29 protein-coding genes are annotated in these 26,383 nt (G+C 68.3%); 16 read left to right on the forward strand and 13 right to left on the reverse strand.

Going from position 1 to position 26,383, the window contains the following annotated elements:
* Positions 1-42 precede the first annotated feature (42 nt).
* Positions 43-645: a TetR/AcrR family transcriptional regulator gene (locus NX1_RS24190; RefSeq protein WP_068063817.1), complete on the forward strand. Its 603-nt coding sequence runs from the start codon at positions 43-45 to the stop codon at positions 643-645.
* 209 nt (positions 646-854) lie between these two features.
* Here NX1_RS24190 and NX1_RS24195 read toward each other — a convergent pair whose 3' ends face one another.
* A complete protein-coding gene (locus tag NX1_RS24195; RefSeq protein WP_068063664.1) occupies positions 855-1,820 on the reverse strand; it encodes a quinone oxidoreductase family protein in 966 nt (321 codons plus the stop codon).
* A 139-nt stretch (positions 1,821-1,959) separates the two neighbouring features.
* On the opposite strand from NX1_RS24195, the gene NX1_RS24200 reads away from it, so the two are divergent.
* Entirely contained in the window at positions 1,960-2,313 is a 354-nt protein-coding gene (locus NX1_RS24200) for a hypothetical protein (RefSeq protein WP_068063666.1), read from the forward strand.
* Positions 2,314-2,332: 19 nt separating this feature from the next.
* On the opposite strand, the gene NX1_RS24205 is transcribed toward NX1_RS24200, so the two are convergent.
* Positions 2,333-3,280, reverse strand: coding sequence for a universal stress protein (locus tag NX1_RS24205; protein WP_169812276.1), 948 nt, complete (start codon positions 3,278-3,280; stop codon positions 2,333-2,335).
* Between the two features lie 118 nt (positions 3,281-3,398).
* Between NX1_RS24205 and NX1_RS24210 the strand changes: the two genes are divergently transcribed.
* Positions 3,399-3,632, forward strand: coding sequence for a hypothetical protein (locus NX1_RS24210; RefSeq protein ID WP_068063670.1), 234 nt, complete (start codon positions 3,399-3,401; stop codon positions 3,630-3,632).
* A gap of 22 nt (positions 3,633-3,654) precedes the next feature.
* On the opposite strand, the gene NX1_RS24215 is transcribed toward NX1_RS24210, so the two are convergent.
* The 4 genes from NX1_RS24215 to mptB form a co-directional block, all read right to left on the reverse strand.
* Positions 3,655-4,629: a COX15/CtaA family protein gene (locus NX1_RS24215; protein WP_068063672.1), complete on the reverse strand. Its 975-nt coding sequence runs from the start codon at positions 4,627-4,629 to the stop codon at positions 3,655-3,657.
* A gap of 71 nt (positions 4,630-4,700) precedes the next feature.
* On the reverse strand, positions 4,701-5,492 hold the full coding sequence (locus NX1_RS24220; RefSeq protein WP_068063674.1) for an ABC transporter permease: 792 nt from the start codon (positions 5,490-5,492) through the stop codon (positions 4,701-4,703).
* The gene (locus NX1_RS24225) at positions 5,489-6,421 is read right to left on the reverse strand and encodes an ABC transporter ATP-binding protein (protein WP_068063676.1); all 933 of its coding nucleotides are present in this window, start codon (positions 6,419-6,421) and stop codon (positions 5,489-5,491) included. The genes NX1_RS24220 and NX1_RS24225 overlap by 4 nt, the downstream gene beginning before the upstream one ends.
* Positions 6,418-8,154: a polyprenol phosphomannose-dependent alpha 1,6 mannosyltransferase MptB gene (gene mptB, locus NX1_RS24230; RefSeq protein ID WP_373864908.1), complete on the reverse strand. Its 1,737-nt coding sequence runs from the start codon at positions 8,152-8,154 to the stop codon at positions 6,418-6,420. Before mptB ends, NX1_RS24225 begins: the two co-directional genes overlap by 4 nt.
* Positions 8,155-8,636: 482 nt before the next feature.
* On the opposite strand from mptB, the gene NX1_RS24235 reads away from it, so the two are divergent.
* The 11 genes from NX1_RS24235 to NX1_RS24285 all read left to right on the forward strand — a co-directional run bounded on the left by NX1_RS24235 (position 8,637) and on the right by NX1_RS24285 (position 17,372).
* The gene (locus NX1_RS24235) at positions 8,637-9,449 is read left to right on the forward strand and encodes a helix-turn-helix transcriptional regulator (RefSeq protein WP_068063678.1); all 813 of its coding nucleotides are present in this window, start codon (positions 8,637-8,639) and stop codon (positions 9,447-9,449) included.
* Positions 9,446-10,882: a Fe-S cluster assembly protein SufB gene (sufB, locus tag NX1_RS24240; protein WP_068063680.1), complete on the forward strand. Its 1,437-nt coding sequence runs from the start codon at positions 9,446-9,448 to the stop codon at positions 10,880-10,882. Before NX1_RS24235 ends, sufB begins: the two co-directional genes overlap by 4 nt.
* Positions 10,882-12,060: a Fe-S cluster assembly protein SufD gene (gene sufD, locus NX1_RS24245; protein ID WP_068063682.1), complete on the forward strand. Its 1,179-nt coding sequence runs from the start codon at positions 10,882-10,884 to the stop codon at positions 12,058-12,060. Before sufB ends, sufD begins: the two co-directional genes overlap by 1 nt.
* A gap of 32 nt (positions 12,061-12,092) precedes the next feature.
* Positions 12,093-12,869: a Fe-S cluster assembly ATPase SufC gene (gene sufC / locus NX1_RS24250; RefSeq protein WP_068063684.1), complete on the forward strand. Its 777-nt coding sequence runs from the start codon at positions 12,093-12,095 to the stop codon at positions 12,867-12,869.
* A 1-nt stretch (position 12,870) separates the two neighbouring features.
* Complete coding sequence (locus tag NX1_RS24255) at positions 12,871-14,124, forward strand: cysteine desulfurase (protein WP_068063687.1); 1,254 nt, start codon at positions 12,871-12,873, stop codon at positions 14,122-14,124.
* A gap of 3 nt (positions 14,125-14,127) precedes the next feature.
* Positions 14,128-14,625, forward strand: a complete 498-nt coding sequence (gene sufU, locus NX1_RS24260) for a Fe-S cluster assembly sulfur transfer protein SufU (RefSeq protein WP_068063689.1) — start codon at positions 14,128-14,130, stop codon at positions 14,623-14,625.
* The gene (locus tag NX1_RS24265; RefSeq protein WP_068063691.1) at positions 14,618-14,989 is read left to right on the forward strand and encodes a metal-sulfur cluster assembly factor; all 372 of its coding nucleotides are present in this window, start codon (positions 14,618-14,620) and stop codon (positions 14,987-14,989) included. Before sufU ends, NX1_RS24265 begins: the two co-directional genes overlap by 8 nt.
* A gap of 175 nt (positions 14,990-15,164) precedes the next feature.
* Positions 15,165-15,590 carry a DUF4189 domain-containing protein gene (locus NX1_RS24270; RefSeq protein WP_068063693.1) on the forward strand — a complete coding sequence of 142 codons (426 nt, stop codon included), beginning with the start codon at positions 15,165-15,167 and terminating at the stop codon, positions 15,588-15,590.
* 237 nt (positions 15,591-15,827) lie between these two features.
* A complete protein-coding gene (locus NX1_RS24275) occupies positions 15,828-16,247 on the forward strand; it encodes a DUF4189 domain-containing protein (protein WP_245668656.1) in 420 nt (139 codons plus the stop codon).
* Positions 16,248-16,339: 92 nt separating this feature from the next.
* Positions 16,340-16,783, forward strand: coding sequence for a DUF4189 domain-containing protein (locus NX1_RS24280; protein ID WP_068063697.1), 444 nt, complete (start codon positions 16,340-16,342; stop codon positions 16,781-16,783).
* Between the two features lie 82 nt (positions 16,784-16,865).
* The gene (locus NX1_RS24285; RefSeq protein WP_068063699.1) at positions 16,866-17,372 is read left to right on the forward strand and encodes a GNAT family N-acetyltransferase; all 507 of its coding nucleotides are present in this window, start codon (positions 16,866-16,868) and stop codon (positions 17,370-17,372) included.
* Positions 17,373-17,379: 7 nt separating this feature from the next.
* On the opposite strand, the gene NX1_RS24290 is transcribed toward NX1_RS24285, so the two are convergent.
* The 3 genes from NX1_RS24290 to NX1_RS24300 are packed head-to-tail and all read right to left on the reverse strand — an operon-like array spanning position 17,380 to position 19,909.
* Complete coding sequence (locus NX1_RS24290; RefSeq protein ID WP_068063702.1) at positions 17,380-18,042, reverse strand: methionine ABC transporter permease; 663 nt, start codon at positions 18,040-18,042, stop codon at positions 17,380-17,382.
* A 2-nt stretch (positions 18,043-18,044) separates the two neighbouring features.
* Positions 18,045-19,040, reverse strand: coding sequence for a methionine ABC transporter ATP-binding protein (locus NX1_RS24295; RefSeq protein ID WP_068063704.1), 996 nt, complete (start codon positions 19,038-19,040; stop codon positions 18,045-18,047).
* On the reverse strand, positions 19,037-19,909 hold the full coding sequence (locus NX1_RS24300; RefSeq protein ID WP_068063706.1) for a MetQ/NlpA family ABC transporter substrate-binding protein: 873 nt from the start codon (positions 19,907-19,909) through the stop codon (positions 19,037-19,039). The genes NX1_RS24295 and NX1_RS24300 overlap by 4 nt, the downstream gene beginning before the upstream one ends.
* A gap of 353 nt (positions 19,910-20,262) precedes the next feature.
* Between NX1_RS24300 and NX1_RS24305 the strand changes: the two genes are divergently transcribed.
* A complete protein-coding gene (locus tag NX1_RS24305) occupies positions 20,263-21,432 on the forward strand; it encodes a zinc-dependent alcohol dehydrogenase (RefSeq protein ID WP_068063709.1) in 1,170 nt (389 codons plus the stop codon).
* Positions 21,433-21,775: 343 nt separating this feature from the next.
* Complete coding sequence (locus NX1_RS24310) at positions 21,776-22,333, forward strand: FHA domain-containing protein (RefSeq protein WP_245668657.1); 558 nt, start codon at positions 21,776-21,778, stop codon at positions 22,331-22,333.
* A gap of 69 nt (positions 22,334-22,402) precedes the next feature.
* Here NX1_RS24310 and NX1_RS24315 read toward each other — a convergent pair whose 3' ends face one another.
* From NX1_RS24315 to NX1_RS24330, 4 genes are all read right to left on the reverse strand, one after another.
* Positions 22,403-23,065, reverse strand: coding sequence for a chymotrypsin family serine protease (locus NX1_RS24315; RefSeq protein WP_068063824.1), 663 nt, complete (start codon positions 23,063-23,065; stop codon positions 22,403-22,405).
* Between the two features lie 754 nt (positions 23,066-23,819).
* Positions 23,820-24,350 (reverse strand): SRPBCC family protein, encoded by a 531-nt coding sequence (locus NX1_RS24320; RefSeq protein ID WP_068063711.1) that lies wholly within the window; start codon positions 24,348-24,350, stop codon positions 23,820-23,822.
* Positions 24,347-24,682 (reverse strand): ArsR/SmtB family transcription factor, encoded by a 336-nt coding sequence (locus NX1_RS24325; protein ID WP_068063712.1) that lies wholly within the window; start codon positions 24,680-24,682, stop codon positions 24,347-24,349. The genes NX1_RS24320 and NX1_RS24325 overlap by 4 nt, the downstream gene beginning before the upstream one ends.
* 238 nt (positions 24,683-24,920) lie before the next feature.
* The gene (locus NX1_RS24330) at positions 24,921-25,982 is read right to left on the reverse strand and encodes an alpha/beta hydrolase (RefSeq protein ID WP_157120014.1); all 1,062 of its coding nucleotides are present in this window, start codon (positions 25,980-25,982) and stop codon (positions 24,921-24,923) included.
* Between the last annotated feature and the right edge of the window lie 401 nt (positions 25,983-26,383).

A 26,383-nucleotide genomic window follows, 5' to 3' on the forward strand; every position in this document is an offset into this window, starting at 1 on the left:
GTATCCGGCTTGATACGTTGTGCTGTCAAGGAGGTGGCGCGGGTGGCGACGAACCGCAAGGAGAGGTCGGTCGAGACGGAGCAGGCGCTGAAGGAGGCCGCGCTGCGCGTTTTCGCCGAACGCGGCTACCTGAACACCAAGATCACCGACATCACCGCGGCGGCCGGACGCGCGGCGGGCTCCTTCTACAACCACTTCGCGAGCAAAGAGGACCTGCTCACGGCGCTGCTGGGCGATTTGGCCGACGCGGGTGACGTGCGCGCCGAAGGGGAAGGTCACGAACCGGATTTCAGCGATCCCGACGCGGTCAGATATCACATCGAGGGCTATTGGCATTTCGCGCGCGAGCACGCCGCGGTGCTGCGAGCGGTCGACCAAGCGGCCCTGGTCAACGCCGAATTCGCCAGTCGCATGGGGCAATTCGCGCGCGAGCAGCGCGCCGACATCGCCGACCACGTAGACGGTTTCGCCGCGGCGGGACTACGGCTGCCGAGCACGCCCGACGCCAGCCTCGCGATGATGTTCCTGCTCACTCAGGCGCTGCTCGCCGCCGTCGAGGACGGCACCGTCGACCTGGACGACGAACAGGCCGTTGACGGGCTGACCCGGTTCATCTACCGGGGGCTCACCGGCCGCGACTACTGACGGCCCGACCGCGCAGGTGTGGGCTGAAAGCTTCTCGGACACAACGTGAACCGTCGCGGCGGTCGCGGCACGGCAGCGTCGGTCGCAGGCTCGCTCGACCACGCGGCCGCCGGTGCGAATCAGGAAGTTCCGAGCGGTCGGACGTGCCAGGGAACCCGTGAGCCGGAAGCGGGGTGAACGACACGGCCGACACCCCACCCCGGACCGGCTCAGGGCAGCAGGACGATCGAACCTGTGGTCTTGCGCCCCTCCAGATCGCGGTGCGCGCGTTCGGCTTCCGCGAGGGGATAGCTGGCACCGACGCGGATGCGCAGCGTCCCGTTCGCGAGCGCGGCGAGGATATCGCCTGCGCGCCAAAGCAATTCGGCACGATCACGGGTGTAGTGGACCAGCGAAGGGCGGGTCAGGAACAGTGAACCGCCCGCGTTGAGGCGCTGTGGGTCGAAGGGCGGGACCGGGCCGCTCGCCGCCCCGAACAGGGCCAGCGTGCCGCGGATCCGCAATGAGGCGAGGCTCGCGTCGAAGGTGGATTTGCCGACGCCGTCGTAGACCGCCGCCACGCCGACGCCGTCGGTCAGCTTGCGAACCTGGTCGGCGAGGTCGTCGCCGTAGCGAAGCACCTCGGCCGCGCCCGCCTCCCGAGAGAGCGCCTCCTTCTCGTCGGAGGACACCGTCGTGATGACGCGCGCGCCGCGCGCCGTGGCCAGCTGGGTCAGGATCAGGCCGACACCGCCCGCGCCCGCGTGCACGAGCACCGTCTCGCCGGATTCCGGCCGGTAGATCGATTCGAGCAGGTAGTGCGCGGTCATGCCCTGGAGCAGCGCCGACGCGGCGACCGGCGGGTCGACACCGTCGGGCACCGGGATCGCGACCGCCGCGGGGACCGCGACCTGCTCGGCGTAGCTGCCGGGCGCGGACGCCCACGCGACCCGGTCGCCCACGGCGAACTCGGTGACGCCGGACCCGACCGCGCTGACCACGCCGGTGCCCTCCGAGCCGGGCACGTACGGCACCGGCTGCGGGTACGTTCCGGTGCGGATATAGGTATCGATGTAGTTGACGCCGATCGCCTCGGTGGTCACCAGCAGCTGATCCGGCCCGATGCTCGGCTCCTCGACCTCCGTGTACCGCAGTACCTCGGGACCACCGTGTTCGGAAACCTGAATGGCGCGCATGACATTCAGTTCTACACCCGCCGGGTCTGGACGACGTCCTACCGGTCGGTAAACTCGCCGTCATGAGTGAGCGCAGCGAACGAATCATGGGCACAGCGCCCTCGGGCATGCCGGAGCCGAGCGTCAGCGAGGTGCAGGCATGAGCGTTGAGACCGCCGCCCCGGCACCCGTGAAGCTGTCGAGCTCCCTCGTGGACTCGGTGAAGGGATTTCTCGCCGATCACGGCGGTTCGGCCACGGCCGTCCTGCAGCCGATCGGCCGCATCGGCGTGCGCGTCACCCTGGTCGGCGCCGACGGCGTCCTCGGTGACCGCGTGGTCGCCGACCTGCCCACCGCCAAGCGCCTCGTCGAGGTGATCGACGGCCTGACCGAGGCGGACGAGTGGGACCGCGAACTCACCTCCGTCGTCACTCCGCGCAAGGGTCATTGGGCGCAGATGGCGGGCTGGGTGGCCAAGCAGACCCGCTTCCCCAAGGCGCGCAACGAGAAGTGACGCGCGGGCCCGCCCGGTCTCAGGACCCGGCGCGGGCCACCAGCACCGGGCACGGCGCGTGGTGCAGCAGGTTCTGACTCGTCGAACCGAGCAATAGGCCGGTGAGCCGGTTGCGGCCCTGGCTCCCGGTGACGATCACCTGGGCGTTCGCACCCTGATCGAGTAGCGCGCGCGTCGCCGGGCTCTGCAGCACCAGTTTCTCGACTCGAAGATCCGGGTATTGGCTCGACCATCCGGCGAGCCGCTCGCTCAGCAACTGATGCTCCTGCTGGGCCAGGGTTTCCCACGCGTCGGGCACCGGCGTCCACTGCAGCAGATCGGGATCGTTCCAGGCGTGCAGGGCGATGACGCTCACGTCGAGCAGCGTGGCCAACTCGAAGGCCCGGCCGACCGCGGCGTCACTGCCAGGGCTGCCGTCCACGCCGACCAGGACCGGCCGTTCGTCGGGCAGCGGGTTGTCGACGTCGCCGCGCCAGACCACCACCGGGCAGCGGGATTTGTTCGCGACTCGCAGCGCCGTCGAACCTATCAGCAGGGTGGTGATCCGGTCGTCGGCGGTAGCGGCCACCACCAGCAGGTGCGCGGTCTCGCCCGCCTCGAGGAGCTCGGTGCCCGGCACGCCCTCCAGGATCTGCTCGGTGATCTCGAGATCGGGCTGGTCGGCGCGCACGGCGTCGACCGCGGCCCCCGCGTGCTTCTTCGCCACGAACCGCAGCGTCGGCAGGATGTCCGCGTCGGCGACGATGGCGGCGGAGATCCGGTAGTCGATGGTCGGCACGACGCTGAGGACGACCAGCCGCGCGCCGCGCCGCGCGGCGATCGCGCCCGCCCAGCGCGCCGCGGCCAGCGCGGCGCGGCTGCCGTCGACGCCGACGACGATCGAGTGATGGTTGACGAACCTGGTCATCGCGGTGCCCTCCGGTGTCTCGACGCTGGGTCTTTCCTCGGACGCGGTGTCTTTCCTCAATGGTCGTTGCTCGGCTCCGTCTGTCTCCACTCTGCCCTTCCATCGTGGCAGCCGAATCGCCCATCGAGGCGCGCGGCGCGGGTTTTGCCTGTCGTTTCCCGCCACCTGGTCCGATGCAGTGCCGGCCAACAGCATCGAGGTCGAGGGCTACGCGGCGGCTTCCCGGATGTCGTCGTCCGGTCCGCTGACGGAGATTCGGATGGTCGACATCAAGGCGCTGACCGTCGCCGAGACCGCGTTCTCCGTCTCCGGCGCCAGCGGCGTCACCGACGCGCGCGCCGAGATCGTGAATCGGCTCGTCGCCCAAGGTGATCCGCTCTGGTCGAGCCTGACGCGGCCGTCGGTGGTCTGACCCGCGCCCGCACCCGCGCGGCTCAGGCGGACTGCTGGACCGCCGGATCGGGCGCGACGGCGGGCACCGGTTCGCGGGTACGCAACCCGGCCCACAGGGCGGCGGTCGCCGCGGTGCACGCGGCGGCGCCGCCCACGTGTGTGGCGACCAGCGCGCCAGGCACGTCGGTGAAGTACTGGACGACGCCGACCAGCGCCTGCGCGCACACGACGCCGAGCAGCACGAACAGCCGGGTGCGCACCGCGCGGGAGATGCCGACGGCGTAGAGCCCGAAGCCGAGGCCGATCAGTAGGGCAAGGTAGCCCACCAGCAGCTGCGAATGCAGGTGCACCAACGTGACGATCTCGATCTGCAACCGCGCGACGGGTCGTTCGATGCTCTTGTCGCCCGCGTGCGGTCCGGCGGCGGTGACCAGCGTGCCCGCGACCAGGACGCCGGCCAGCGCGACGCCGCTCAACGCCGTCAGCCAGCGCAGCGGAGCGGGCGCCTGGACGGTCTCGACGCCGTCGTCCGGCTCGCAGATCTTGGCGTAGAGCACCGTGGCCAGCCACACCATCAGCATCGAGGCAAGCAGGTGCACCGCGACGGTCCACCAGAGCAGTCCGGTGCGGACGGTGATGCCGCCGATGACCGCCTGCAGCACGGTGCCGCCCGGCATCAGCCAGGCGTAGAGCAGCACGTCGCTCCTGCGGCGCGCCCGCGTCACCGCGAGCACGATCAGTCCGGCGAACAGGGAGACCACGAAGGTCAACATCCGGTTGCCGAACTCGACGGCCTGGTGCAGCACCGCCACCTCGGACACCCCGATCGGGGTGAAGCTGCCGGGGAAGCACTGCGGCCAGGTCGGGCAGCCGAGACCGGAGGCGGTGACCCGGACGATGGAGCCGGTCACCGCGATGCCCGCCTGGGTGAGCACGACCGCGAGCGCGATCAGTCGCTGCACCCGCAGCGAGGGAAGCGGGAGCTTGTCGACGAGTCGCAGGAATGCGCGATACACGCAACGATGGTAGCGACCGGCGATCGGGCCGCCGCACCCGGTCTACTACATACCGTCGTTTGTACCGATGCTCACTCGAAACGGAACCAGCGCGCCGCCAGGCACCCCGACACCACGCCCCACACCGCGAGCACCGCGAGACCGAACCAGTCGACGCTGCTGCGCAGCGCGTGCTCCAGGGTGACCGCGAGCGCGCCGGAGGGGACCAGCCGCGCGAGCACGTTCACCGCGACGTGCAGGTCGTCGGCGGCGAACACGACGCTCGCGATGCCGAGCATGACGAACCACAGGATGTTGGCCAGCGCCAGCACGATCTCCGCCTTCAGCGTGCCGCCGAGCAGCAGGCCCATCGCGGCGAACGTCGCGGTGCCGAGCGCGATCACCACCGCGCCGAGCAGTAGCCCGGGGGCGTCCGGGCGCCAGCCGAGCGCGAAACCGATGGCGCCCAACAGAATCGCCTGTAGCACAACCACGATCAGCACCGCCGCGCTCTTGCCCGCGATGATGCCCCAGCGCGGCAGTGGGGTGGCGCCGAGGCGTTTCAGCGCGCCGTAGCGCCGGTCGAAACCGACGGCGATGGCCTGCCCGGTGAACGCGGTGGACATCACCGCGACCATCATCACCCCCGGCACGATCTTGTCCACCCGGTCCTCGCCGAGACCGCCGAACGGCAGCAACGTCAACCCGACCAGCAGCGTGATCGGGATGAACATGGTGAGCAGCAGCTGTTCGCCGTTGCGCAGCAACAGGATCAGCTCGAGCCGGGTCTGCGCGGCCAGCATGGCCGCGCGGGTGGTCGGACGCGGATCGGGCGTGAAAGTGCCCGGCGAGAAACGGTTGGCGGTCAGGTCGGGCTGGTTCATCCGCGTAGATCCCGTCCGGTCAGTTCCAGGAAGACGTCCTCGAGGCGGCGCTGGTCGATCCGGATGTCGGTGGCGAGCACGTTCATCCGCGCGCACCACGCGGTCACGGTGGCCAGCACCTGCGGGTCGATCTCGCCCGCCACCAGGTACGAGCCCGGCGACGTCTCGCGCGGCGAGAAACCCTCGGGGAGGGCGGCTTTCAGCAGCGTCAGGTCGAGCTTGGGTGGCGCGGTGAAGCGCAGCTGCCCGGCGGCGCCGTGCGCGGTGACCTCGGCGGGCGTGCCGGAGGCGACGATGCGTCCGTGATCGATGATGACGAGCTGATCGGCCAGCTGTTCGGCCTCGTCCATCATGTGCGTGGTGAGCAGGACGGTGACGCCGTCGCGCCGCAGCGCGTCGATGAGCTCCCAGACGATCAGCCGCGCCTGCGCGTCCAGGCCCGCGGTGGGTTCGTCGAGGAAGACGATCTCCGGCCGTCCGACCAGCGCGCAGGCCAGCGCCAAGCGCTGCTGCTGGCCGCCCGAGAGTCGCCGGTACGGGGTGCGGCGGTTGTCCTGCAACCCGAGCGTCCGCAGCAGCCACTGCGGGTCGAGCGGATCGGCCGAGTACGCCGCGACCAGATCGAGCATTTCGCCCGCTCGCGCGCCGGGGTAGGAGCCGCCGCCTTGCAGCATGACGCCGATGCGCGGCCGCAGCCGGTCGGAATCGGCGATCGGATCGAGTCCGAGCACGCGCACCGCCCCCGCGTCCGGGCGCACGAAGCCCTCGCACATCTCGACGGTCGTCGTCTTCCCCGCGCCATTGGGCCCGAGCAGTGCGAGCACCTGCGCCCGTTCGACATCGAAGGACAGGCCGTCGACCGCGACGGTCTCGCCATAACGCTTGACGACGCCGTCGACGCTAACGGCGGGTCCGGAGGCAGCGGTCACGAAGAGACACCGTAGGACGTAGGTTGCTGTGACGGAGCCGACACCCCCGCCTGAGCGCGCCACGGCAGGGCGTTGCGGGTGATCACGATGAACAGGACGCCGACGATGACGGTGGCCAGTGCGGCGCCGACGATCTGGAACACCTCGAGGTCGGCGCCGCGTGGCATCTGCAACACGCTCACCACCGCGGAGAACGCCACCGCGGGCACGCGGAACACGGGCCTGGTCGCCCACGCCGCCAGCGGCACGATCGCCCACAGCAGGTACCACGGCTGTACCACCGGGAACAGCAGCACGATGGCGCCGAGCGCGACGCCGAGCGCGCCGACCGGATGCAGGCGGCCGGTGCCGGTGGCGACGAGCATGCGCACCGTGACGAACGCGGCCGCCGCGGCGGCGATCGGCCGGGTGATGCTGAGCAGGGCCGTGGTGTGGTCGCCCAGTCCGAGCAGCACGCCGCCGAAGCCGGTGATGATGCCGAGCGCGGTGGGCAACGACATCCAGCTGCGCACCGCGCTGGCGGTGTTGAGCGTGTGGATCCACCCGAAGCCGAGCCCGCTGGCCGAGCTGATCATCAGGGTCGTGCCGAGCGCTATCGCGCCGAGCATCGCGGCAGCGGTCACCACGGCCCGCCAGCCGCCGCCCCAGCGCCGCGCGAGCGCCATCCACACGAAACCCATCGCGATGATCGAAGTGATCTTGATCGTCGAGGACAGCGCGATGACGAACGCACCGGCGATCAACAGGGCATAGGCCCGTCCGTCGAACGGGTGGGTGTCCTCGATCGCCCGCAGCGCGAACTCGAGGCCGGCCAGCATCAACCCGATCATCAGCGCGTCGTTGTGCACACCGCCGACCAGATGGAACAGCACCAGCGGATTCGCCGCGCCGAGCCACAGCGCGCTCACTCCCGCGACGCCGCAGCGGACGGAGAGGCGCGGCAGCGCCCAGACGATAAGGGCCACGCCCGCCAGCGCCAGCACCCGGTGCACCCAGACGCCGAGAATGATGTTGTCCCCGGTCAATTCGGCGATGCCGCGGCCTACCCACAGGAACAGCGGGCCGTACGGCGCCGGTGTGTCACGCCAGATGGTCGGGACATTGTTGGTGAGGACATTGTCGATGCCCAGGCCCGCGACCGGGCCCTCCTGGTACGGGTCGATGCCGCGCGCGGCGATCTCGCTCTGCGCCAGATAGGAGTACACGTCGTTGCTGAACAGCGGCGGCGCGACGCTGAGCGGGATGATCCACAGCAGCAGGGTGCGGTCGAGCTGCGAGCGGGTCAGCCGGTGGACGGGGGAGCCGCCGATGCCGCCGACCGCGAAGCGGCCGAGCAGCAGCCACGCGAGCACCACCACCACGGCGCCGATCATGCACATGGCCAGCGATCCGGTATGCGCCCTGGCGAAGATGCCGAGCACGCGCATGCCGGACGTCGGGTTCTGCTGCACCGGCTGCGCGCCGATGCCGAGGGCGCTGATCGCCATCAGCACCGTGCCGGTCGCGCCCATGAGCCGGATCCGGTCGAGCTGGACCAGTTCCTTGCGGTCGAGTTCGGGCACCTCGGACTCGTCCCGGTGCAACACCGCGATGGTGTGATCGGCCGCGGGCACGTCGAGTCCGAGTGCCCGGCGCCCGAATGCCACTGCCTTGCGCCGCGCGCCCTCCAGTACCGCCACGAGACGCAGCCTAATGGGCCGCTGCCGGACGCAGTCCGCCAACAGCTCGCGCATGGTCGCAGCGAAGGCGGGAGGTATGCCTGGTGGGCGCTGCCGGACAGAGTCCGTCGACAGCCCGCGCACGACCGGGCGTCGGTCTCGTACCGCACCGAGCGGCCGACGGGATCGAGCATCGCGCGACTCGTCGGTACGTATTTACGAAAGGCCTTTGTGCGTATTTCCCGAGCCTCCCGATCGGGTGTGGCCAATGTCGCAGCGAGTCCGGGTCTCGCATCGAAGGGGTGTGCCAGTGGCGCGGGAACGTGATCGCTCCGCGACGGGACTCACTCGGGCGGACGCAGGTCTCAGCGGAAAGCGCCAGGTCGGGGCCGCGGGAGCGTCGTCAGGGCGGAGGGGCGGTGTGCGGTTTGCTGAATCGCGCCCTCATTGCTCGAAGGAACGAGTGCCGCCCACCTCCCCGGCCACGCAGGTCGGGCCCCGTTCTACTCAGGGCACCCTTATTAGATTTCGGGAACGAATTCCGCCACACTGATGTTGTGAAAACCGTGGGTTTGCGGAAGAACGGCGAGAGGACCGGTCGCAAGGCCGGGGCCGCGTCGTCCGCTGCCGTCGTCACGGCCGGCGCCGAAGGCCATCACACCCGCGCCGCGATCGTCCAGCTGCTCCTCGAGGAGGGGCCGATCACCGCGACGGCGATCGGCAACAAGCTGGGGCTCGCTCCGGCGGGCGTGCGCCGCCACTTGGACGCGCTCATCGATTCCGGGCAGGCGAGAGCCAGCCGATCAGCGCCGTGGCAGCAGAAGGGGCGTGGCCGTCCCGCCAAGCAATATCAGCTGACCGCGACCGGCCGCGGCAAGCTCGGGCACGCGTACGACGACCTCGCGGGCGCGGCGATCCGCCAGCTCGGCGAGATCGGCGGCGACCAGGCGATCACCGACTTCGCGCGCAAACGGGCGCGCACTATCGTGGCCGGGATCGAACCCGTCGGGGAGCACACCCCGGAGACCACCGAGGCCAAGGCCGAGGAGATCGCCGAGGCGTTCACCGACGCGGGATTCGCCGCGACCACCCGCAAGGTCGGCACGGGCGTCCAGATCTGCCAGCACCACTGCCCGGTCGCGCACGTCGCCGAGGAATTCCCCCAGCTGTGCGCGGCCGAACTCGAGGCGTTCCGCGATCTGCTGGGCACCCACGTCCAGCGGCTCGCGACGATCGCCAACGGCGATTGCGCGTGCACCACGCACGTGCCGCTGCTCGTACTCCCGATCACCACTTCGAAAGCCGCACCCCAAACCGCCGCACAGCCCGCGACGGTACGAACGAACGACTCCGGAAGGAGTGCCGAATGACGACGACCACCGACCAGGTGCAACCGCTCACCCAGGAAGAGACCATCGCCTCGCTGGGCAAATACGGTTACGGCTGGGCAGATTCGGATGAGGCCGGCGCCAGCGCGCAACGAGGTCTTTCCGAGGCAGTCGTCCGCGACATCTCGGCGAAGAAGAACGAGCAGCCGTGGATGCTGGAGCAGCGGCTGAAGGCGTTGCGCATCTTCGACCGCAAGCCCATGCCGAACTGGGGCTCCAAGCTCGACGGCATCGACTTCGACAACATCAAGTACTTCGTGCGCTCCACCGAGAAGCAGGCCGAGAGCTGGGAAGACCTGCCCGAGGACATCAAGAACACCTACGACAAGCTGGGCATCCCCGAGGCGGAGAAGCAGCGGCTGGTCGCGGGCGTCGCCGCGCAGTACGAGTCCGAGGTCGTCTACCACCAGATCCGCGAGGACCTGGAAGCCCAGGGCGTGATCTTCCTGGACACCGACACCGGCCTGCGCGAGCACCCGGAGATCTTCCAGGAGTACTTCGGCTCGGTGATCCCCGCGGGCGATAACAAGTTCTCCGCGCTGAACACCGCGGTGTGGTCGGGCGGCTCGTTCATCTACGTCCCGCCGGGCGTGCACGTCGACATCCCGCTGCAGGCCTACTTCCGGATCAACACCGAGAACATGGGCCAGTTCGAGCGGACGCTGATCATCGTCGACGAGGGCGCCTACGTGCACTACGTCGAAGGCTGCACCGCGCCGATCTACAAGTCCGACTCGCTGCACTCCGCGGTCGTCGAGATCATCGTGAAGAAGGGCGGCCGCTGCCGCTACACCACCATCCAGAACTGGTCGAACAACGTCTACAACCTGGTCACCAAGCGGGCCAAGGCCGAGGCGGGCGCGACCATGGAGTGGATCGACGGCAACATCGGTTCCAAGGTCACCATGAAGTACCCGGCGGTCTGGATGACCGGCGAGTACGCCAAGGGCGAGGTCCTCTCGGTCGCGTTCGCCGGCGAGGGCCAGCACCAGGACACCGGCGCGAAGATGCTGCACCTGGCGCCGCACACCTCGTCGACCATCGTGTCGAAGTCGGTGGCGCGCGGCGGCGGTCGCGCGTCCTACCGCGGCCTCGTTCAGGTCAACAAGGGCGCGCACGGCTCGAAGTCGACGGTGAAGTGTGACGCGCTGCTTGTCGACACGATCAGCCGCTCGGACACCTACCCGTACGTCGACATCCGCGAGGACGACGTCACCATGGGCCACGAGGCGACCGTCTCCAAGGTCTCCGAGGACCAGTTGTTCTACCTGATGAGCCGCGGCCTCACCGAGGACGAGGCGATGGCGATGGTGGTGCGCGGCTTCGTCGAGCCGATCGCCAAGGAACTCCCGATGGAGTACGCGCTGGAACTCAACCGCTTGATCGAACTGCAGATGGAAGGAGCCGTCGGCTGATGGCCGTCGAGAACGTTGCCGTAGCCGCTGAGGCTCGTACGCCCGCGATCAACAAGGGAGAGGTCTTCACGTCCTTCGACGTGAACGCCTTCGAAGTGCCCCACGCGAAGGACGAGGCCTGGCGGTTCACCCCGCTGCGCCGCCTGCGTGGCCTGCACGACGGCACCGCCACTCCCGATGGCAGGGCGCAGGTCGAGGTCGCGCCGGTCGATGGCGTCACCGTGGAAACCGTCGAGCGCGCCGACGCGCGTCTCGGCGAGGCGGGCATTCCCGCGGATCGCGTCGCGGCGCAGGCGTACTCCGGTTTCGAGAAGGCCACCGTCGTCTCGGTCGGCGCGGAAACCGAAGTGGCCGAGCCGATCACCGTCACCATCACCGGTCCCGGTGAAGGCGAGACCGCCTACGGTCACCTGCAGGTCCGGCTCGGGAACTTCGCCGTCGCCACCGTCGTCATCGACCAGCGCGGCAGCGGAACCTACGCGGAGAACGTGGAATTCGTGCTCGGCGACAGCGCCAAGCTGGTCGTCGTCGCGATCCAGGACTGGGCCGACGACGCCGTGCACGCCACCGCGCACCACGCGAAGCTGGGTCGCGACGCCACCCTGCGGCACACCTCGGTCACCCTCGGCGGCGACCTGGTGCGGCTCACCGGCACCGTGAAGTACGACGGCCCAGGCGGCGACGCCGAACTGCTCGGCCTCTACTTCGCCGACGCGGGTCAGCATTTCGAGCAGCGTCTGCTCGTCGATCACGCTGTCCCGCATTGCAAGTCGAACGTGCTGTACAAAGGCGCGCTGCAGGGTGATCCGCACTCGCCGAAGGGCGATGCCCGCACGGTCTGGGTCGGCGACGTGCTGATTCGCGCGGCCGCCGAGGGCACCGACACCTTCGAGGTGAACCGCAACCTGGTGCTCACCGACGGCGCCCGCGCCGACTCGGTGCCGAACCTCGAGATCGAGACCGGCGAGATCCTCGGTGCCGGGCACGCCTCGGCCACCGGCCGTTTCGACGACGAGCAGCTGTTCTACCTGCGCGCCCGTGGCATCCCGGAGGACGCCGCCCGCCGCCTGGTGGTGCGCGGCTTCTTCCACGAGATCATCCAGAAGATCGCGGTCCCCGAGGTCCGGGAGCGGCTCGAGACGGCCATCGAGGCCGAGCTCGCCGCGATCGGCGCCTGATCACCGAAACTCTTACCCCGCAAAGGAACTCCATGACCACCCTGGAAATCAAGGACCTGCACGTCGAGGTCGCCAACCCCGACGAGACCGGCGAGCCCATCAAGATCCTCAAGGGCGTGAACCTGACCGTGAAGTCGGGCGAGACGCACGCGATCATGGGCCCCAACGGCTCCGGCAAGTCGACCCTGTCCTACGCGATCGCGGGCCATCCGAAGTACACGGTGACCTCCGGCTCGATCACCCTCGACGGCGAGGACGTGCTCGAGATGTCGGTCGACGAGCGCGCGCGTGCGGGCCTGTTCCTGGCCATGCAGTACCCGGTAGAGGTGCCCGGCGTCTCGATGTCGAACTTCCTGCGCACCGCCGCCACCGCGGTCCGCGGCGAGGCCCCCAAGCTGCGCACCTGGGTCAAGGAGGTGAAGGAGTCGATGAACGAGCTCGAGATCGACGCCGCCTTCGCCGAGCGCAGCGTGAACGAGGGCTTCTCCGGCGGTGAGAAGAAGCGCCACGAGATCCTGCAACTGGGCCTGCTCAAGCCGAAGATCGCCATCCTGGACGAGACCGACTCCGGTCTGGACGTCGACGCGCTGCGCATCGTCTCCGAGGGCGTCAACCGCTACAGGGAGCGCGAGGACGGCGGCGTGCTGCTGATCACCCACTACACCCGCATCCTGCGCTACATCCAGCCGCAGTTCGTGCACGTCTTCGTCGGCGGCCGCATCGTCGCCGAGGGCGGGCCCGAACTCGCCGAGGAACTCGACGCCAACGGCTACGTCCGCTTCACTCAGACCGCTACCGCTGGAGCCTGACATGACCGCTACGGTCCGCACCCTCGACGTCGCCCGTATCCGGGCCGACTTCCCGATCCTGAGCCGCACGGTCCGGGACGGGAAACCGTTGGTGTACCTGGACTCCGGCGCGACCTCCCAGCGGCCGCTCGCGGTGCTGGACGCGGAACGGCGGTTCCTGACCGAGAGCAATTCCGCGGTGCATCGCGGCGCGCACCAGCTGGCGGAGGAGGCGACCGACGCCTACGAGGGCGCCAGGGCCGACATCGGCCGGTTCGTCGGTGTCGACGCCGACGAGATCGTCTTCACCAAGAACGCGACCGAGTCGCTGAACCTGGTGACCTACTCGTTCGCCGACGACCGGTTCCCGTACCACGTCGGACCCGGTGACGAGATCGTCGTCACCGAACTGGAGCACCACGCGAATCTCGTTCCCTGGCAGGAACTCGCGCGGCGCACCGGCGCGACACTCAAGTGGTACGGCATCACCGACGACGGCCGGATCGACCTCGATTCGCTCGAATTGTCGCCCGCCACCAAGGTCGTCGCGTTCACGCACCAGTCGAACGTCACCGGCGCGGTCGCCGACGTGACCGAAATGGTGCGCCGCGCAAAGGAAGTCGGCGCGCTGGTGGTCCTCGACGCCTGCCAGTCGGTGCCGCACATGCCGGTGAACTTCCGTGAGCTCGGCGTCGATTTCGCCGCGTTCTCCGGGCACAAGATGCTCGGGCCGTCCGGTGTCGGCGTGCTCTACGGCCGTCGCGCGCTGCTCGAGGAGACCCCGCCGTTCATCACCGGCGGCTCGATGATCGAGACGGTCACCATGGAGGCCAGCACCTACGCCCCGCCGCCGCAGCGGTTCGAGGCGGGCGTCCCGATGACCTCGCAGGTGGTCGGATTGGGCGCCGCGGTGCGGTATCTCGACGAGATCGGCATGGAAGCCGTCGCGGCCCATGAACACATGCTTGTCGGCGCCACCCTGGAGGGTCTCGGCGCGATCGAGGGCGTGCGCATCGTCGGTCCCACCGAGAACGTGAACCGCGGCGGCGCGGTGTCGTTCGTGGTCGACGGCATCCACGCCCACGACGTGGGCCAGATCCTCGACGATCAGGGCGTCGCGATCCGGGTCGGGCACCACTGCGCGTGGCCGCTGATGCGACGGTTGGGCGTTCCCGCCACCGCGCGGGCCTCGTTCGCGGTCTACAACACCCTCGACGAGGTGGACGCGCTGATCGCCGCGGTGCGGAAGGCTCAGAGCTTCTTCGGAGTTGCATAGATCATGCGCATGGAGCAGATGTACCAGGAAGTGATCCTGGACCACTACAAGCACCCGCATCACCGCGGGCTGCGGGAGCCGTACGGTGCCGAGGTGCACCACGTCAACCCGACCTGCGGTGACGAGGTGACCTTGCGCGTCCAGCTGGACGACAATGGCGACGTCGCCGACGTCTCCTACGACGGTCAGGGCTGTTCGATCAGCCAGGCCGCCACGTCGATCCTCACCGACCAGGTGATCGGGCTGCCCGTGCAGCAGGCGCTGAAGGTCGTCGACGCCTACAACGAGATGATCTCCAGCCGCGGCACCGTCGAGGGCGACGAGGACATGATCGGCGACGGCATCGCGCTGGCGGGCGTGTCGAAGTACCCGGCGCGGGTCAAGTGCGCGCTGCTGGGCTGGATGGCGTTCAAGGACGCCGTGGTCCGGATAACCTCCGCGGAAGAGACCAAGCGCGCGATGGGCAGCGCCCTGCCGAAGAATGGGGAACGTCATGAGTGAGACGACACCGGCGACGGAATCGGCCGAGCAGGTCGAGCTCTCGGCCGAGGAGATCAAACACCTCGAGGACATCGAGGAGGCGATGCGCGACGTCGTCGACCCGGAGCTCGGCATCAACGTCGTAGACCTCGGCTTGGTCTACGGCATCAAGGTCGAGAACGAGATCGCCAAACTGGACATGACGCTCACCTCGGCGGCCTGCCCGCTCACCGACGTCATCGAGGACCAGTCCCGCAACGCGCTGGTCCGCAGCGGCCTGGTGGACGATCTCGAGATCAACTGGGTGTGGATGCCGCCGTGGGGTCCGGACAAGATCACCGAGGACGGTCGCGAGCAGCTGCGCGCCCTTGGTTTCACGGTCTAGAAATACCGCGCCTTTCGCTGCGCCGCCGTTCGATATCGGGCCCGGATCTTCGCGATCCGGGCCCGATCCGTATGCCCGCCCGCCATTGTGCGACTTGCGCTTTGGACGAATTGGACGACATCGGCGATGATTGTGCGACTCCGATAACGGAGCCGTTTCAAGAGAAAGATCTTCGATGAAATTTATGGGTAGGGTCGGCTTCGCCGTCGCGTTGACCGGCCTTGCGGTGGGGTCGGTTCTGGGTGCGGGGTCTGCGAACGCGGCGGGTCTGCACGCGGCGATCGCGGTGAGCGGTGGCTCCTGGGTGTACGGGGTGAGCGCGAACGCGGCCAGCTTCGACGACGCCATCGCCCAGGCGGTCGCCAACTGCGGCGCCGCCGACTGCGAGGTGCTCGCCTCGTGGGCGAACGGTTGCGGCGCGCTGGCGGAGAGCAACGAAGGCGTTGCCGCGGCGTCGGGCCCGAACCGGGCCGAGGCCGAGCGTGCCGCCTACCAGCGGCTCGCTGAGATCACCCCGACGGCGCAGCTCGCCAACGTCGGTTCCGCCAACCTGAGCGGTGCGCGGATCGTCGAGGTCGTCTGCACGTCGAACGCACGCTGATTCGACCGTGAGATTCCGGGCCCGGATCCCCGCGCGGGATCCGGGCCCGCTCGCGTATTCCGACCCGTGTGCGTTCGCAGATCGGGGATTTCGATTCGCGAATATCGTGCGCGGAGTCGACGTATTTCTGTACTGCGCGGCCCGTCCGGCCGAAATCCGCGGAATATATGGACAATTCGGGAAGGCTCGGCAAAGATCTCCCCGTCAACGCTTCTGAACGGAGAGATCCTGTTGTCCGTGCTACGCAAATCGGCCCTGGCCGTCGCCGTGTCCTCCACCGCCGCCCTGGGGGTCGTCGCCGCCGGTGCGGCCGACGCGGCGCCCAAGTTGTACGGCACTCTCGCGCTCTCGCCGAGCACCGGCAAAGTGGTGGCCGCGATGGACCACACCAGCCGCGTCCAGGCCGACGCGGCCGCCATCCGCGAATGCGGCGTCTATGACTGCGATCTGGTGCTGAACATCGTCGACGGCTGCGGCGCCATCGCCCGCGGCGCCGACGGACGCTTCGGCTGGGCCGCCGCCGGCTCCCGCGAGGACGCCGAACAGATCGCGATCGCCTCCCTCGGCGAGAGCGCCCCGCCCTTCCCTGACCTCGGCAGCGCGTCACCGCGCGCGGCGCAGGTCGCGGTGTCGGCGTGCACGAAGAACATCGCCTGAGGAAACCTTCGGTTCGCGCAGCGGGTTTGGACATTTCCGATGCCGTGGACGATGATCTGACGTCGATAGGCTTTTGAACGGGGAGGATTCCAATGTCGTTGTCGCGCAGTCTTTTCGTGGGCGCGATCGCCGCGGGCGCGGTAGTGGCCGGTGCTGGGCCCGCGCTTGCCGAGCAGGCCGAGCCGTGGGAGACCCGGCTCGGGGATCTCTACGGCGCCATGGCCATTTCGCGCAGCACCGGCGCGGTGTCCTACGCGGTGAACTACGAAAGCCTCGTGGCGGCCGACGCCGGAGCGATCGATGAGTGCGGCGCGCGCGACTGCCAGGTGGTCGTCCACTTCCGCAATGCCTGCGGCGCGGTGGCGCAGGGCGCCGACGGACGCTACGGCTGGGCCTGGGACGCCACCAAGGGTGGCGCGGAGCGCGCCGCGATCCGGGTGCTCGGCCTCAGCGCCCCGCCGTTCCCCGACCTCGGCAGCGCCTCGCCGCGCCCGGCGAGCACCGTGCTCTCGGCCTGTACCTCGAACGCCGGCTGAGTCCGGCCACGCACCCGGTTCGTCGTGGGAATCTTCGGGATGTCGGTTGCCGACTCGTGATCTTGTTGACAATAGTGGAGGCGTGCAGCTTTCCGACGGTGTGATCTCGCTGCGGCCGATCGAGACGTCCGATGCGGAGGCGCATCTGGCCGGGGCGGACGCCGAGCTGATGCGCAGGCTCGGCGGAGGACGCGGCTCACTGGACGGCGTGATCGCGTACTTCGAGGACTGCGTGGCGAGCTGGGCGGCGCAGGGACCGCTGCGCACGTTCGCGATCACGGCCTGTGGCGACGCGACCCTCGTCGGAACACTGGATATTCGGATCGGCCGGTCCTATCTGGCCGCGGGACAGGCCGACTTGACCTACGGCATCTATCCGGCCTGGCGCGGCCATGGCTATGCGACCAAGGCGGTCATACTCGGGTGCCGTTACCTGGCCCGCACGGGACTGGCCGAGGAAGTGGTGCTGCGGATCGATCCCGCGAACGCCGCTTCGGTCGGCGTGGCCCGCCGGGCCAGGTTCCACTACCTGCGCAGCAGCGACGAACCCGGCGAAGGCCCGCTCGACTGGTACATCCAGGCCCTCTGAGCGGCGGCTATCGGCGCAGCACCTTGTGCGCCAGCCAGTTGCCGAGGAACTGGATGCCCTGCACCCCGGCGATGATGATCAGTGTGGCGACCAGGGTGACCTGCCAGTCGAAGCGCTGGTACCCGTACACGAGGGCGAAATCGCCGAGCCCGCCGCCGCCGACGATGCCCGCCATCGCGGACATGTCGACGATGGCGATCACCACGAAGGTGTAGCCGAGGACCAGCGGGCCGAGCGCCTCGGGGATGAGCAGCGTCAGAATGATCCGCAGCGGTCCCGCGCCCACCGCCCGCGCCGCTTCGATCACGCCGGGATCGACGGTCACCAGATTCTGTTCCACGATGCGGGCGATGCCGAACGAGGCCGCCACGATCATCACGAAGGCGGCCGCCTCGGTGCCGATCGTGGTGCCGACCACCTCCAGCGTCACCGGTCCGAGCGCCGCGAGCAGGATGATGAACGGGATCGGCCGCACGACATTCACCAGCACGTTGAGCAGCACGTTGACCGGCGCGTTGGCGAGCAGACCGCCCTTGCGCGTGGTGTGGAGGGCGGTGCCGAGGAACAGTCCGATCAGCCCGCCCACCACGAAGGTGATCAGGACGAGATAGACGGTGGTGCCGATCGCCTCGGACAGCACCGGACGCAGTTTCTCCCAATCCGTGTGCATCGCTACCGCCGCTCCAGTTCGTCGATCACCTTGGCCACCGCGTCGTCCGGCCCGTGCAGGGCCAGCGTGACGCTGCCGAAGGTCTTGTCCTGCAAGGTGCCCACCCCGCCGTACACCACCTCGAACCGAACGCCGGCGTGCGCGGCGAGCGCGAGGGCGTCGCCGAGCCCTCGGCCGTCGTCGACGTCGACGGTCACCAGGGTGCCGCCGTGGCGTTCCCGCAGCTCGGCCAGTTCGCCGGGGTCGGGCCGGTTGTGCAGCACGGTGCCGACGAACGACTTGGTCGGCGCGGCCTGCGGTGTCGCGAAGACGTCGAAGGTCTCGGCCAGCTCGACGATCCGGCCGTCCGCAAGCACGGCGACCCGGTCGGCCACCGCGCGAACGACGTCCATCTCGTGCGTGATCACCACGATGGTGACGCCGAGTTCCCGGTTGATCTTCCGCAGCAGCCGCAGCACCTCGCCGGTGGTTTCCGGGTCCAGCGCCGAGGTGGCCTCGTCGGCGAGCAGTAGCGCGGGCGAGGTGGCCAGCGCCCGCGCGATGCCGACCCGCTGTTTCTGGCCGCCGGAGAGCTGATCGGGGTAGCTGCGCGCCTTCTCCGAGAGGCCGACGAATTCGAGCAGTTCGGCCACCCGCGCCTTGCGCTCGGCGCGCGGCCTGCCCGCGACCTTCAACGGGTACTCCACATTGCCCGCGACGGTCCGCGACCGGAACAGGTTGAACTGCTGGAACACCATCCCGATATCGCGCCGGATGCGCCGAACCCGCGACTCCGGCACTCCGGTGATCGGCTCGCCGGACACCAGGATGGTGCCGCTGGTCGGCTTCTCCAGCGCGTTGATCAGGCGAACAAGCGTGCTCTTGCCCGCGCCGGAGTAGCCGATCACCCCGAAGATCTCACCGCGCTCGATGCGCAGATCGATGTCATCCAGCGCGACCTGGCGATCGGCGCCCTTGCCGAAAACCTTGGTGACCCCGTGGAATTCGACCGCGCTCACTTGCCGTCGCGGATGGTCTGCTGCACCCGCTGCAGGATCTGCTCCAGCTCCGGCGCGCTACGCGTCACCGCGACGGCGGTGTTCTTGGTCGACTCCGCGTGCGCCGCTTGCACTTCCGGGTCCTTCCAGACGTCGACGATCTGCTTGTAGAGCGGGTTGTCCTTGTTCTCGGCCCTGGTGACGATCACGTTGATGTACGGCTCGGCCGCGGGATTCTTCGGATCGTCCTTGTACAGCGCCGAATTCGGGTCGATGCCGGAGCGCTCCAGGAAGGTGTTGTTGATGATCGAGCCGTCCGTCGAGGCCAGCGACAGCGCCGTCTGCGCCGCGTCGACCGGCGTCACGGTGACTTTCGAGGCGCCCTTGTCGATGTCGGCGGGGGATGGCCGGCGGCTGTCGCCGGAGAGCTTCAGCAGTCCGGCGGCCTGGAGCACGAACAGCGCCCGCGCCTGATTGGTCGGGTCGTTCGGAATGGCGATCTGGCCGCCCTGCGGGATGTCGGCCAGTGACTTGTGCTTCTTCGAGTACAAGCCGAGCGGCACGATGTAGGTGGATCCGATCGGGGTCAGCGTGTCGTTGTTGGACACGTTGTACTGGCCGAGGAACTGCAGGTGCTGGAACAGGTTGACATCGATCTGTCGTTGCGCGAGCGCGAGATTCGGCTGCTGGTAATCGGAGAAGTTGGTGATCCGCAGGGTGATGCCCTGATCCTTCGCCTTGCGCTCGAAGACGTCCCAGACGTGGTCGCGGTCGGTGGTGCCGATGCGCACCACCTTGCCGGACGACGCGTCGTCGGTGCCGCACGCCGTCAGGGTGAGGGCCGCGGTTGCTACCAGGACCGGGATCGCCAGTACCCGATGGAATTTCACTCGTGCTCCCGAATGCTCGTCGCGAGGGGACGGGACCGCGCGTTCGCGCCGTCCCGCCTTTTCTGAACCCGGCAATCCAAGCGGTGCGCCCGGCGCGGCGACAAGGATTTCGATAGTGGTGAGCGGAAACCTCGCGAAGAATTGGACGATCGTCTAGTTTGTCTGCAATTGCGAATGCCGCTGCCGGCGCCCGCGGCGATTGCGGTCTCGTGCGGTGCGGACCACCGTGAGGGGGTGGTCCGCACCGGCGCGGCGGGCGGTGTTTGCCTATCGGGTCGCCGGGTAGGCGGTCGGGGAAGCGCACAGGGGAGTTCCCAGCACGCGGGCGGCTGCCCGCCGACCGAGGAGGCGACATGCGCGCACTCTGCTGGAACGGTGTCGACGATCTGACGGTCGAAACAGTCGACGAGCCCACGCTGATCACTCCGCGCGATGCCATCGTGCGGGTCCGGCTGACCACGACCTGCGGTTCTGACCTGCGCGTCATCGACGGAAGCCTGCCTGGCATGCGCGAAGGCGACGTGCTCGGTCACGAGTTCATGGGTGAGGTGGTGGAGATCGGCAGGGAGGTCGGCGCGCACGCGGTCGGCGAGCGCGTCGTCGTGCCGTCCTTCATCGGCTGTGGCGGGTGCTGGTATTGCGCGAACGACCTGCACTCGCTGTGCGACACGACGAACCCGTGCCCCGAACTGCAACAGCCGGTTCTCGGCTTCCCGACGGCGGGCAGGTACGGGTCCAGCCACCCGCTCAGTGGATATCAGGGCTCGCACGCGCAGTACGTCCGGGTGCCGTTCGCGGACGTGAACTGCTTCGCAGTCCCGGAGGAAGTGAGCGACGAGCAGGCGCTGTTCTTGTCGGACGCGGTGCCGACGGGATTCATGGGCGCCGACTTCTGCGACATCTCCCCCGGCGACACCGTCGCGGTGTGGGGGAGCGGCGGCGTGGGTCTGATGGCCGGTCACAGCGCGCGCCTGCTCGGCGCGGAACGGGTGGTGATCATCGATCGGCTGCCCGAACGGCTAGCCATGGCGCGCAAGGAGTTCGACGCGGAGACGATCGACTGCACCGCCGTGGAGAGCGTGCCGGAGGCGCTGCGCGAAGCGACCGGCGGGCGAGGACCCGACGCATGCATAGACGCCGTCGGGATGGGTGGGCACGGTACAGGTCTGCACCGGATCTACGACCGCGCCAAACAGCTGCTGCACGGGGAGACCGATCGCGCGACGGCGCTGCGCGAGGCGATTCTGGCCGTTCGCAAGGGCGGTGTCGTCGCGGTGCTCGGCGTCTACGACCTGCTGGACAAGTTCCCGATGGGTGCGGTGACCACCAAGAACGTGACCATCCGCACCGCGCAGCAGTACGGCCAGCGGTACGTGCCGCTGTTGTTCGACTACGTCCGCCGCGGGGAGCTCGACCCGGCATATCTGATCACCCACGACATGCCGCTCGAGGACTCGGTCAGCGGCTACGACCTGTTCGAGAACAGGCGTGAAGGGTGCGTCAGGGTCGTCTTCCGCCCGTGAGGGGTCGGCAGGCATCCACTCGAGGTCCGGACGAAGCGTGAAAATTGGACTACTGGCACGAACGGTCCCCCCGAATTCCGCACTTCGAGGCGCTGACCACGTGCAATTTGCCGAAAGATAGCGCATTCTGTGTTATGGGTCGGGGTGCTCGTTGTGATGACGGTACTTCGGATCGGGAACACGCATCATGGCCACGCCATATGGACAACAGGCGCTGTGGAACGGATCGTACTCAGCAGTACATGAGCGTGCGCGACCACAGCCGGACGGTGGTGCCACTCTGGGCCATCGGGACCGGCACGGCGGCTGGCGCGAGATTCCACTCGATCACGGCGCCACCCGGATGACGATCGGGCGGTCGGAGGCCGCCGATATCACCGTGACGGCCGATGCGACCGTTTCACGTCTGCACGCCATCATCGAACGCGTCGGCGGCCGCTGGGTCGTCATCGACAACGGTTTGTCGATGAACGGGACCTTCGTCAACGGCGAACGGATCGGCGGATTCCGGAAACTCGAGTCCGGCGATTCGATTCGCCTCGGAAAATCGGTGTTCGTCTTCACCGACGGTCGACCGTCCGAGGACGAGAAAACGGTGGTCCAGGTCAGGCTGCCGACCCGGAATGCGCTGACCGACGCCCAATATCTGATTCTGGAAGCGCTGTGCCGCCCGTACGACTCGCAGACCACGTTCACCTACCCCGCGTCGAACTGGCAGATTGCCCATGATCTGTGCCTGAGCGTCGCGACGGTCAAAACCCACATGCGAGCGTTGTTCAAGATTTTCGACGTCGAAGCCCTGCCGCCGAATCAGAAACGAGTGTTCCTGGTCGAACGTGCCATGGAGAGCGGCGTGATCGACTACCACGATCGGGTAGGGCCCCGGCCGGTAGTTCGGTGATGTCCGGTTCGCGGCCTCGGCGCCGCGGCCGCGAAGGCGGCGACTCCTTTCCGTCTGTGCGGTGGCGCGCTAGATCGGGTGGAAGCCCGCGCCGACGCCGCCGCGTGCGTCGATGTCATCGATGATGGCGGCCATGTTCCCGCCCAATTGCGGTCCGAGGCACGGCACGTACAGGTAGCCGTTGACCATGCCGACCAACGTCGTCCCGACCACGACCGGCGCGCCGGAGTCGCCGGGGAGGACGCAGATCTGGGTCCATGCCCAGTTGTTGGTCTGGAACACATCGCCGTAGGCCAGTCCACAGGTCTGGCCCGTGGTGTAGCCCTGCTTGCAGGCGATATCCGGGAACTGCGCCGGACCGCCCAAATCGGTGATCGTCGTGTTGCCCACCCGGTTCACGGGGACGACGCGCTCCGCATCGAACTCGATGACGGCGTAATCCATGTCCGCGTTCGTGTAGGCGAAGGTGCCCACGACGCCGGCGTCGCGGTTGGCGTCGGCGGTGATCGAGTCACCCGCCGCACTACAGTGACCCGCGGTGAGGCCGACCAGCCGGCCAGCGGCATCGTGCCCGATCGTGGTGAGCGTGCAGATGCCCTGGTCGGCGACGATGATGCCAGAGCCGCCGCCGAGCACCGCCGGGTCCGCGGCATGCGCGATGCCTACTTGCGCCCCGGCCGGCATTACGCCTGCCGCGAGTGCGATGGCGGCCACTGCGAGTTTCCTGAACATGTCCATCCCATCGCTGGGGCCGCGATGCTCCCGTGCGGCGCGAATGACGTCGGCACATTTTCTTTTCGCACAAGACCTATCGGCGCGACGGCCTCAGGCCTTGTCGTTGTGTTTTCTCTGGCATCGAATCCGGTCGAAGTGCTTGTCCTTGTTCAAGCACTATTACTACAAGTCACCACACCTGGTGGTGAGTGACGCGCGGCGTACTCGGCATTGTCGCGACGTTGCGAGTTATACCAAGCAGATGCCCGTACCGAGGGGGAAGATCGGGAAGACGAAGCATACCCACCACAAGAACGGGTTCCACCACAACAAGGCCGGTTGGACTTGATCGGGTGCGGGAACCGGGTCCGAGACGGGCGCGATCTGAACGGGCGCGGGGGGTTCGACTGCCGGGGCTGAGGTAGCAACGCCTGAGCCGAGGGCGATCATAGGTGCCACCGCTACCGCTGCGACGGCTGCGCGGAATTTGGTTGATTTCATGATCTTTCCTTCAACTGAGCGCTTTCGGGACACCCGGAAAGGCATCCCGGAATGACACCTTCAACTCTTCTCGCAGCGTGCGCGAAAGATCTTCCTCCCGCGGGTTGGAAATGCTCAGACCTCGGGTTGGATCGCCGAGTGGCATGCCCGCCGCGCGACACGCGGCCACAACCTGCCCGGCCCCGTCGAGCGCATCGTCTCCGCATTCATCGAACAGTTCGCGAGCCGTGCGCCGCCCTGCCCGCGGACCGAGCAGGGCGGCCGGGCCCCGCTACTCCGGAATGCGTTCGGCGTATTCCGCCTCGAGCCGGGCGTGCTTGGGCCAGAACGGTTCCGGCGTGCCCCCCGACAGCCGGGCGACGAGCAGGTCGAGGTGGGTGTGCCAGCCGCCGGAGGCGCTGAGCAGGGTGCCGCGATCGGGGAGCCGGCGGTGGTTCAGTTCCAGCCTGACCTGTTCGCCGACCTGTTCCAGGGTGAACGTCACCTCCGAGCCGTCGCCCCAGGTGAACGACAGCAGCCGCGGCGGCTCCCACGCCAGCACCTCGCCCCGCATGCGGTGCTCGTTCGCGTACTGCGGCGGCGCCGGATCGTCGGCGTCGGTGAGTTCGGAATTGCGGAAGACCAATTCGACCGATCCGCCCGCCGCCTGCGCCATCTCGCCGCCCGCCAGCCAGGTGCGCCGCAGCTCCGCGTCGGTCAGGTACCGCCACACCCGCTCGATGGGGCCGGGCAGCAGCCGTTCCATGCGCACCGCGCCGGGTTCGGTCACGGTGCCGTAGTCGGAAATCTGTTGTGCTGTCATGTTTCGTCCTCGGTTCGGAGTAGTTCTTCGAGCCTGTCGAGTCGTTCGGTCCAGAAGCGCTCGTAGAAGCGCATCCACTCGGCGCCGTCCCGGATCGGCCGCGCGTCGAGGCGGCAGACGTGAACCCGACCGTGCACCGTGCGCCGCACCAACCCCGCGCGCTCGAGCACCTGAATGTGCTTGGACGCCCCGGCCAATGTCATCGCGTACGGCTCGGCCAGCTCGCCGACGCTGTGCTCGCCATCGGCCAGCCTGCGCAACATGGCCCGCCGCGTGGGGTGCGACAGCGCGTGAAACAGCGCGTCCAGCTGATCGGATTCATGTTCAACCACATGGTTGAGTATGCGCGCCTCGGACGGTGATCGTCAACCACTTGGTTGAATATATTGCCGAGCTTCCCATGGTCGTGCAGGCGCGGTAGGAGTCGCGGGATGTTTGCGGTCGGCGAGACATATTTCGAACCATTCGATGCGGCGCGCCATCACTCGGCGCGCCCCGGCTCGTTCGTCACCCGCGCGCGTGGTATCCGCGCCGAATCCCGTCGTCCATCAACAGACAGAACCCCGCCATTCAGAACCCACGGGCAGCCAACCAGGAGCCGAGGTCATCCCGGAACCGCGCGGCCGTCGGCTCCATGGTCAGGCCATGGGTCGCACCGTCCAGGACGACGGTGGTGACGTCCGCGCTGCCGGTGTAGAGATTGCCTTGGAAGCGAGCCCGATCCACGTCGAACACCCGGTCCCGGGTGCCGGTCAGAACCAGGACCGGCACGGTGATCGCGCCCAAGCGGAGCGGGTCGATCAGGGTCGCCTCGGTAAGGGAGGCCATGTCACCGCACGGGTTCAGCGCACGCAGCGGGGTTGCGGCGGCCCGCACGTCCGGTGGCGACTGAGCCAGGAAATCCTGTTGAAAGGCTTCGACACTCGGCGTCAGGTAGCTGTAGCCCGCGGCGCCTGCCGAGGATCGCTGTCCACCGGTGAGGCAGGTGGATCCCCACGACAGGGTGCCGGCCAGCTGCTCGAGGGTCAGGGCCAGATCCGAATACGAAAAGACACCGATGGCGTCCACATCACCGAAGGAATATGCCTCGACCTGCGTGACCGCGCCGCCGAGCGAATGGCCCAGCAGCGCGACGCGCTGGAAGGCCACCGCACCGCCGTCCGCCGAATAGTCGCCGGATCGCAAGTCCTGCACTATTTGATGGGCGATGGTCGCCTGACCGCCCACACAACTGAGCGTTCCCTGCGGCTGACCGCTGGCGCCGTATCCGAGCCGGTCGACGGTGACCGACACGTGCCCGCGCTCGGCCATCTCCCGCGCGTGGTCGTAGCCGGGCACATCGCCGAACCGCCAGAACCACTCGCCCAGCTCGAGACCGTGCAGATACAGCGACGCGCCGGCGGCGGTGCCCCCGGCCAACGCGTCCGCCGGACCGGTGAGGTGGCCGTGCACCGTATAGGTTCCGCCGTCGGTTCCGCACGGCACGCCCGATTCGTTCACGTTGCGGACCGAGAACGTGACCTCTCGGTCGACGATGCCGCCGGCGGGCGCCGCCGCCGCTGGCGGAGCGGCCGGAAACACGACAGGCAGGACTGCAACCACCGCGGCTACGACAGAGTGGGAAAAACGCATGATTCGAACCTCTCCGACAAGGTGAAGGGGTGACGCAGCCGATCCGGTCGGCCGGAGCGACGCTGGGTTGCGCAGTATTCCTGATCGACGGTGCGGGAGTTGAATATACGACGGGCACGCGCCGGTCCAAGGGAGGCCGCTCGTCACCGCCGCGCGAGGAATGCCGAAACTATTCGGATTGCGGTGTGCCGGTGGCTTCTCGAACAAGCGAGGCAGCGACCGACCGCGGCGAGCCAGGGTCCGCGATCGCTGTCGTCCAACTGGGCGCCCGAGGACATCTCGGCGACGTTCGCCGGTCGGTCGAAGTCGTCCGCGTCGGCGAAGGGAATGCCGAGCCGTGGCCAGCAGGCGAGCGATCGTAGTTTTCCGGTCCCGGAAACACCCATGACGACGATGCACGG

This window comes from Nocardia xishanensis NBRC 101358, assembly GCF_001613365.1.
Lineage (GTDB): Bacteria > Actinomycetota > Actinomycetes > Mycobacteriales > Mycobacteriaceae > Nocardia > Nocardia xishanensis.

Bases quoted from the DNA above. Each gene is read 5' to 3' on its own strand.
- NX1_RS24265 (WP_068063691.1), top strand. From the start codon at position 14,618: ATGAGTGAGACGACACCGGCGACGGAATCGGCCGAGCAGGTCGAGCTC.
- NX1_RS24310 (WP_245668657.1), top strand. From the start codon at position 21,776: ATGACGATCGGGCGGTCGGAGGCCGCCGATATCACCGTGACGGCCGAT.
- NX1_RS24255 (WP_068063687.1), top strand. From the start codon at position 12,871: ATGACCGCTACGGTCCGCACCCTCGACGTCGCCCGTATCCGGGCCGAC.
- NX1_RS24315 (WP_068063824.1), bottom strand. From the start codon at position 23,065: ATGTTCAGGAAACTCGCAGTGGCCGCCATCGCACTCGCGGCAGGCGTA.
- NX1_RS24195 (WP_068063664.1), bottom strand. From the start codon at position 1,820: ATGCGCGCCATTCAGGTTTCCGAACACGGTGGTCCCGAGGTACTGCGG.
- NX1_RS24220 (WP_068063674.1), bottom strand. From the start codon at position 5,492: ATGAACCAGCCCGACCTGACCGCCAACCGTTTCTCGCCGGGCACTTTC.
- NX1_RS24320 (WP_068063711.1), bottom strand. From the start codon at position 24,350: ATGACAGCACAACAGATTTCCGACTACGGCACCGTGACCGAACCCGGC.
- NX1_RS24280 (WP_068063697.1), top strand. From the start codon at position 16,340: ATGTCGTTGTCGCGCAGTCTTTTCGTGGGCGCGATCGCCGCGGGCGCG.
- NX1_RS24305 (WP_068063709.1), top strand. From the start codon at position 20,263: ATGCGCGCACTCTGCTGGAACGGTGTCGACGATCTGACGGTCGAAACA.
- NX1_RS24290 (WP_068063702.1), bottom strand. From the start codon at position 18,042: ATGCACACGGATTGGGAGAAACTGCGTCCGGTGCTGTCCGAGGCGATC.
- NX1_RS24270 (WP_068063693.1), top strand. From the start codon at position 15,165: ATGAAATTTATGGGTAGGGTCGGCTTCGCCGTCGCGTTGACCGGCCTT.
- NX1_RS24200 (WP_068063666.1), top strand. From the start codon at position 1,960: ATGAGCGTTGAGACCGCCGCCCCGGCACCCGTGAAGCTGTCGAGCTCC.
- mptB (WP_373864908.1), bottom strand. From the start codon at position 8,154: ATGCGCGAGCTGTTGGCGGACTGCGTCCGGCAGCGGCCCATTAGGCTG.
- NX1_RS24330 (WP_157120014.1), bottom strand. From the start codon at position 25,982: ATGCGTTTTTCCCACTCTGTCGTAGCCGCGGTGGTTGCAGTCCTGCCT.
- sufC (WP_068063684.1), top strand. From the start codon at position 12,093: ATGACCACCCTGGAAATCAAGGACCTGCACGTCGAGGTCGCCAACCCC.
- sufB (WP_068063680.1), top strand. From the start codon at position 9,446: ATGACGACGACCACCGACCAGGTGCAACCGCTCACCCAGGAAGAGACC.
- sufU (WP_068063689.1), top strand. From the start codon at position 14,128: ATGCGCATGGAGCAGATGTACCAGGAAGTGATCCTGGACCACTACAAG.
- sufD (WP_068063682.1), top strand. From the start codon at position 10,882: ATGGCCGTCGAGAACGTTGCCGTAGCCGCTGAGGCTCGTACGCCCGCG.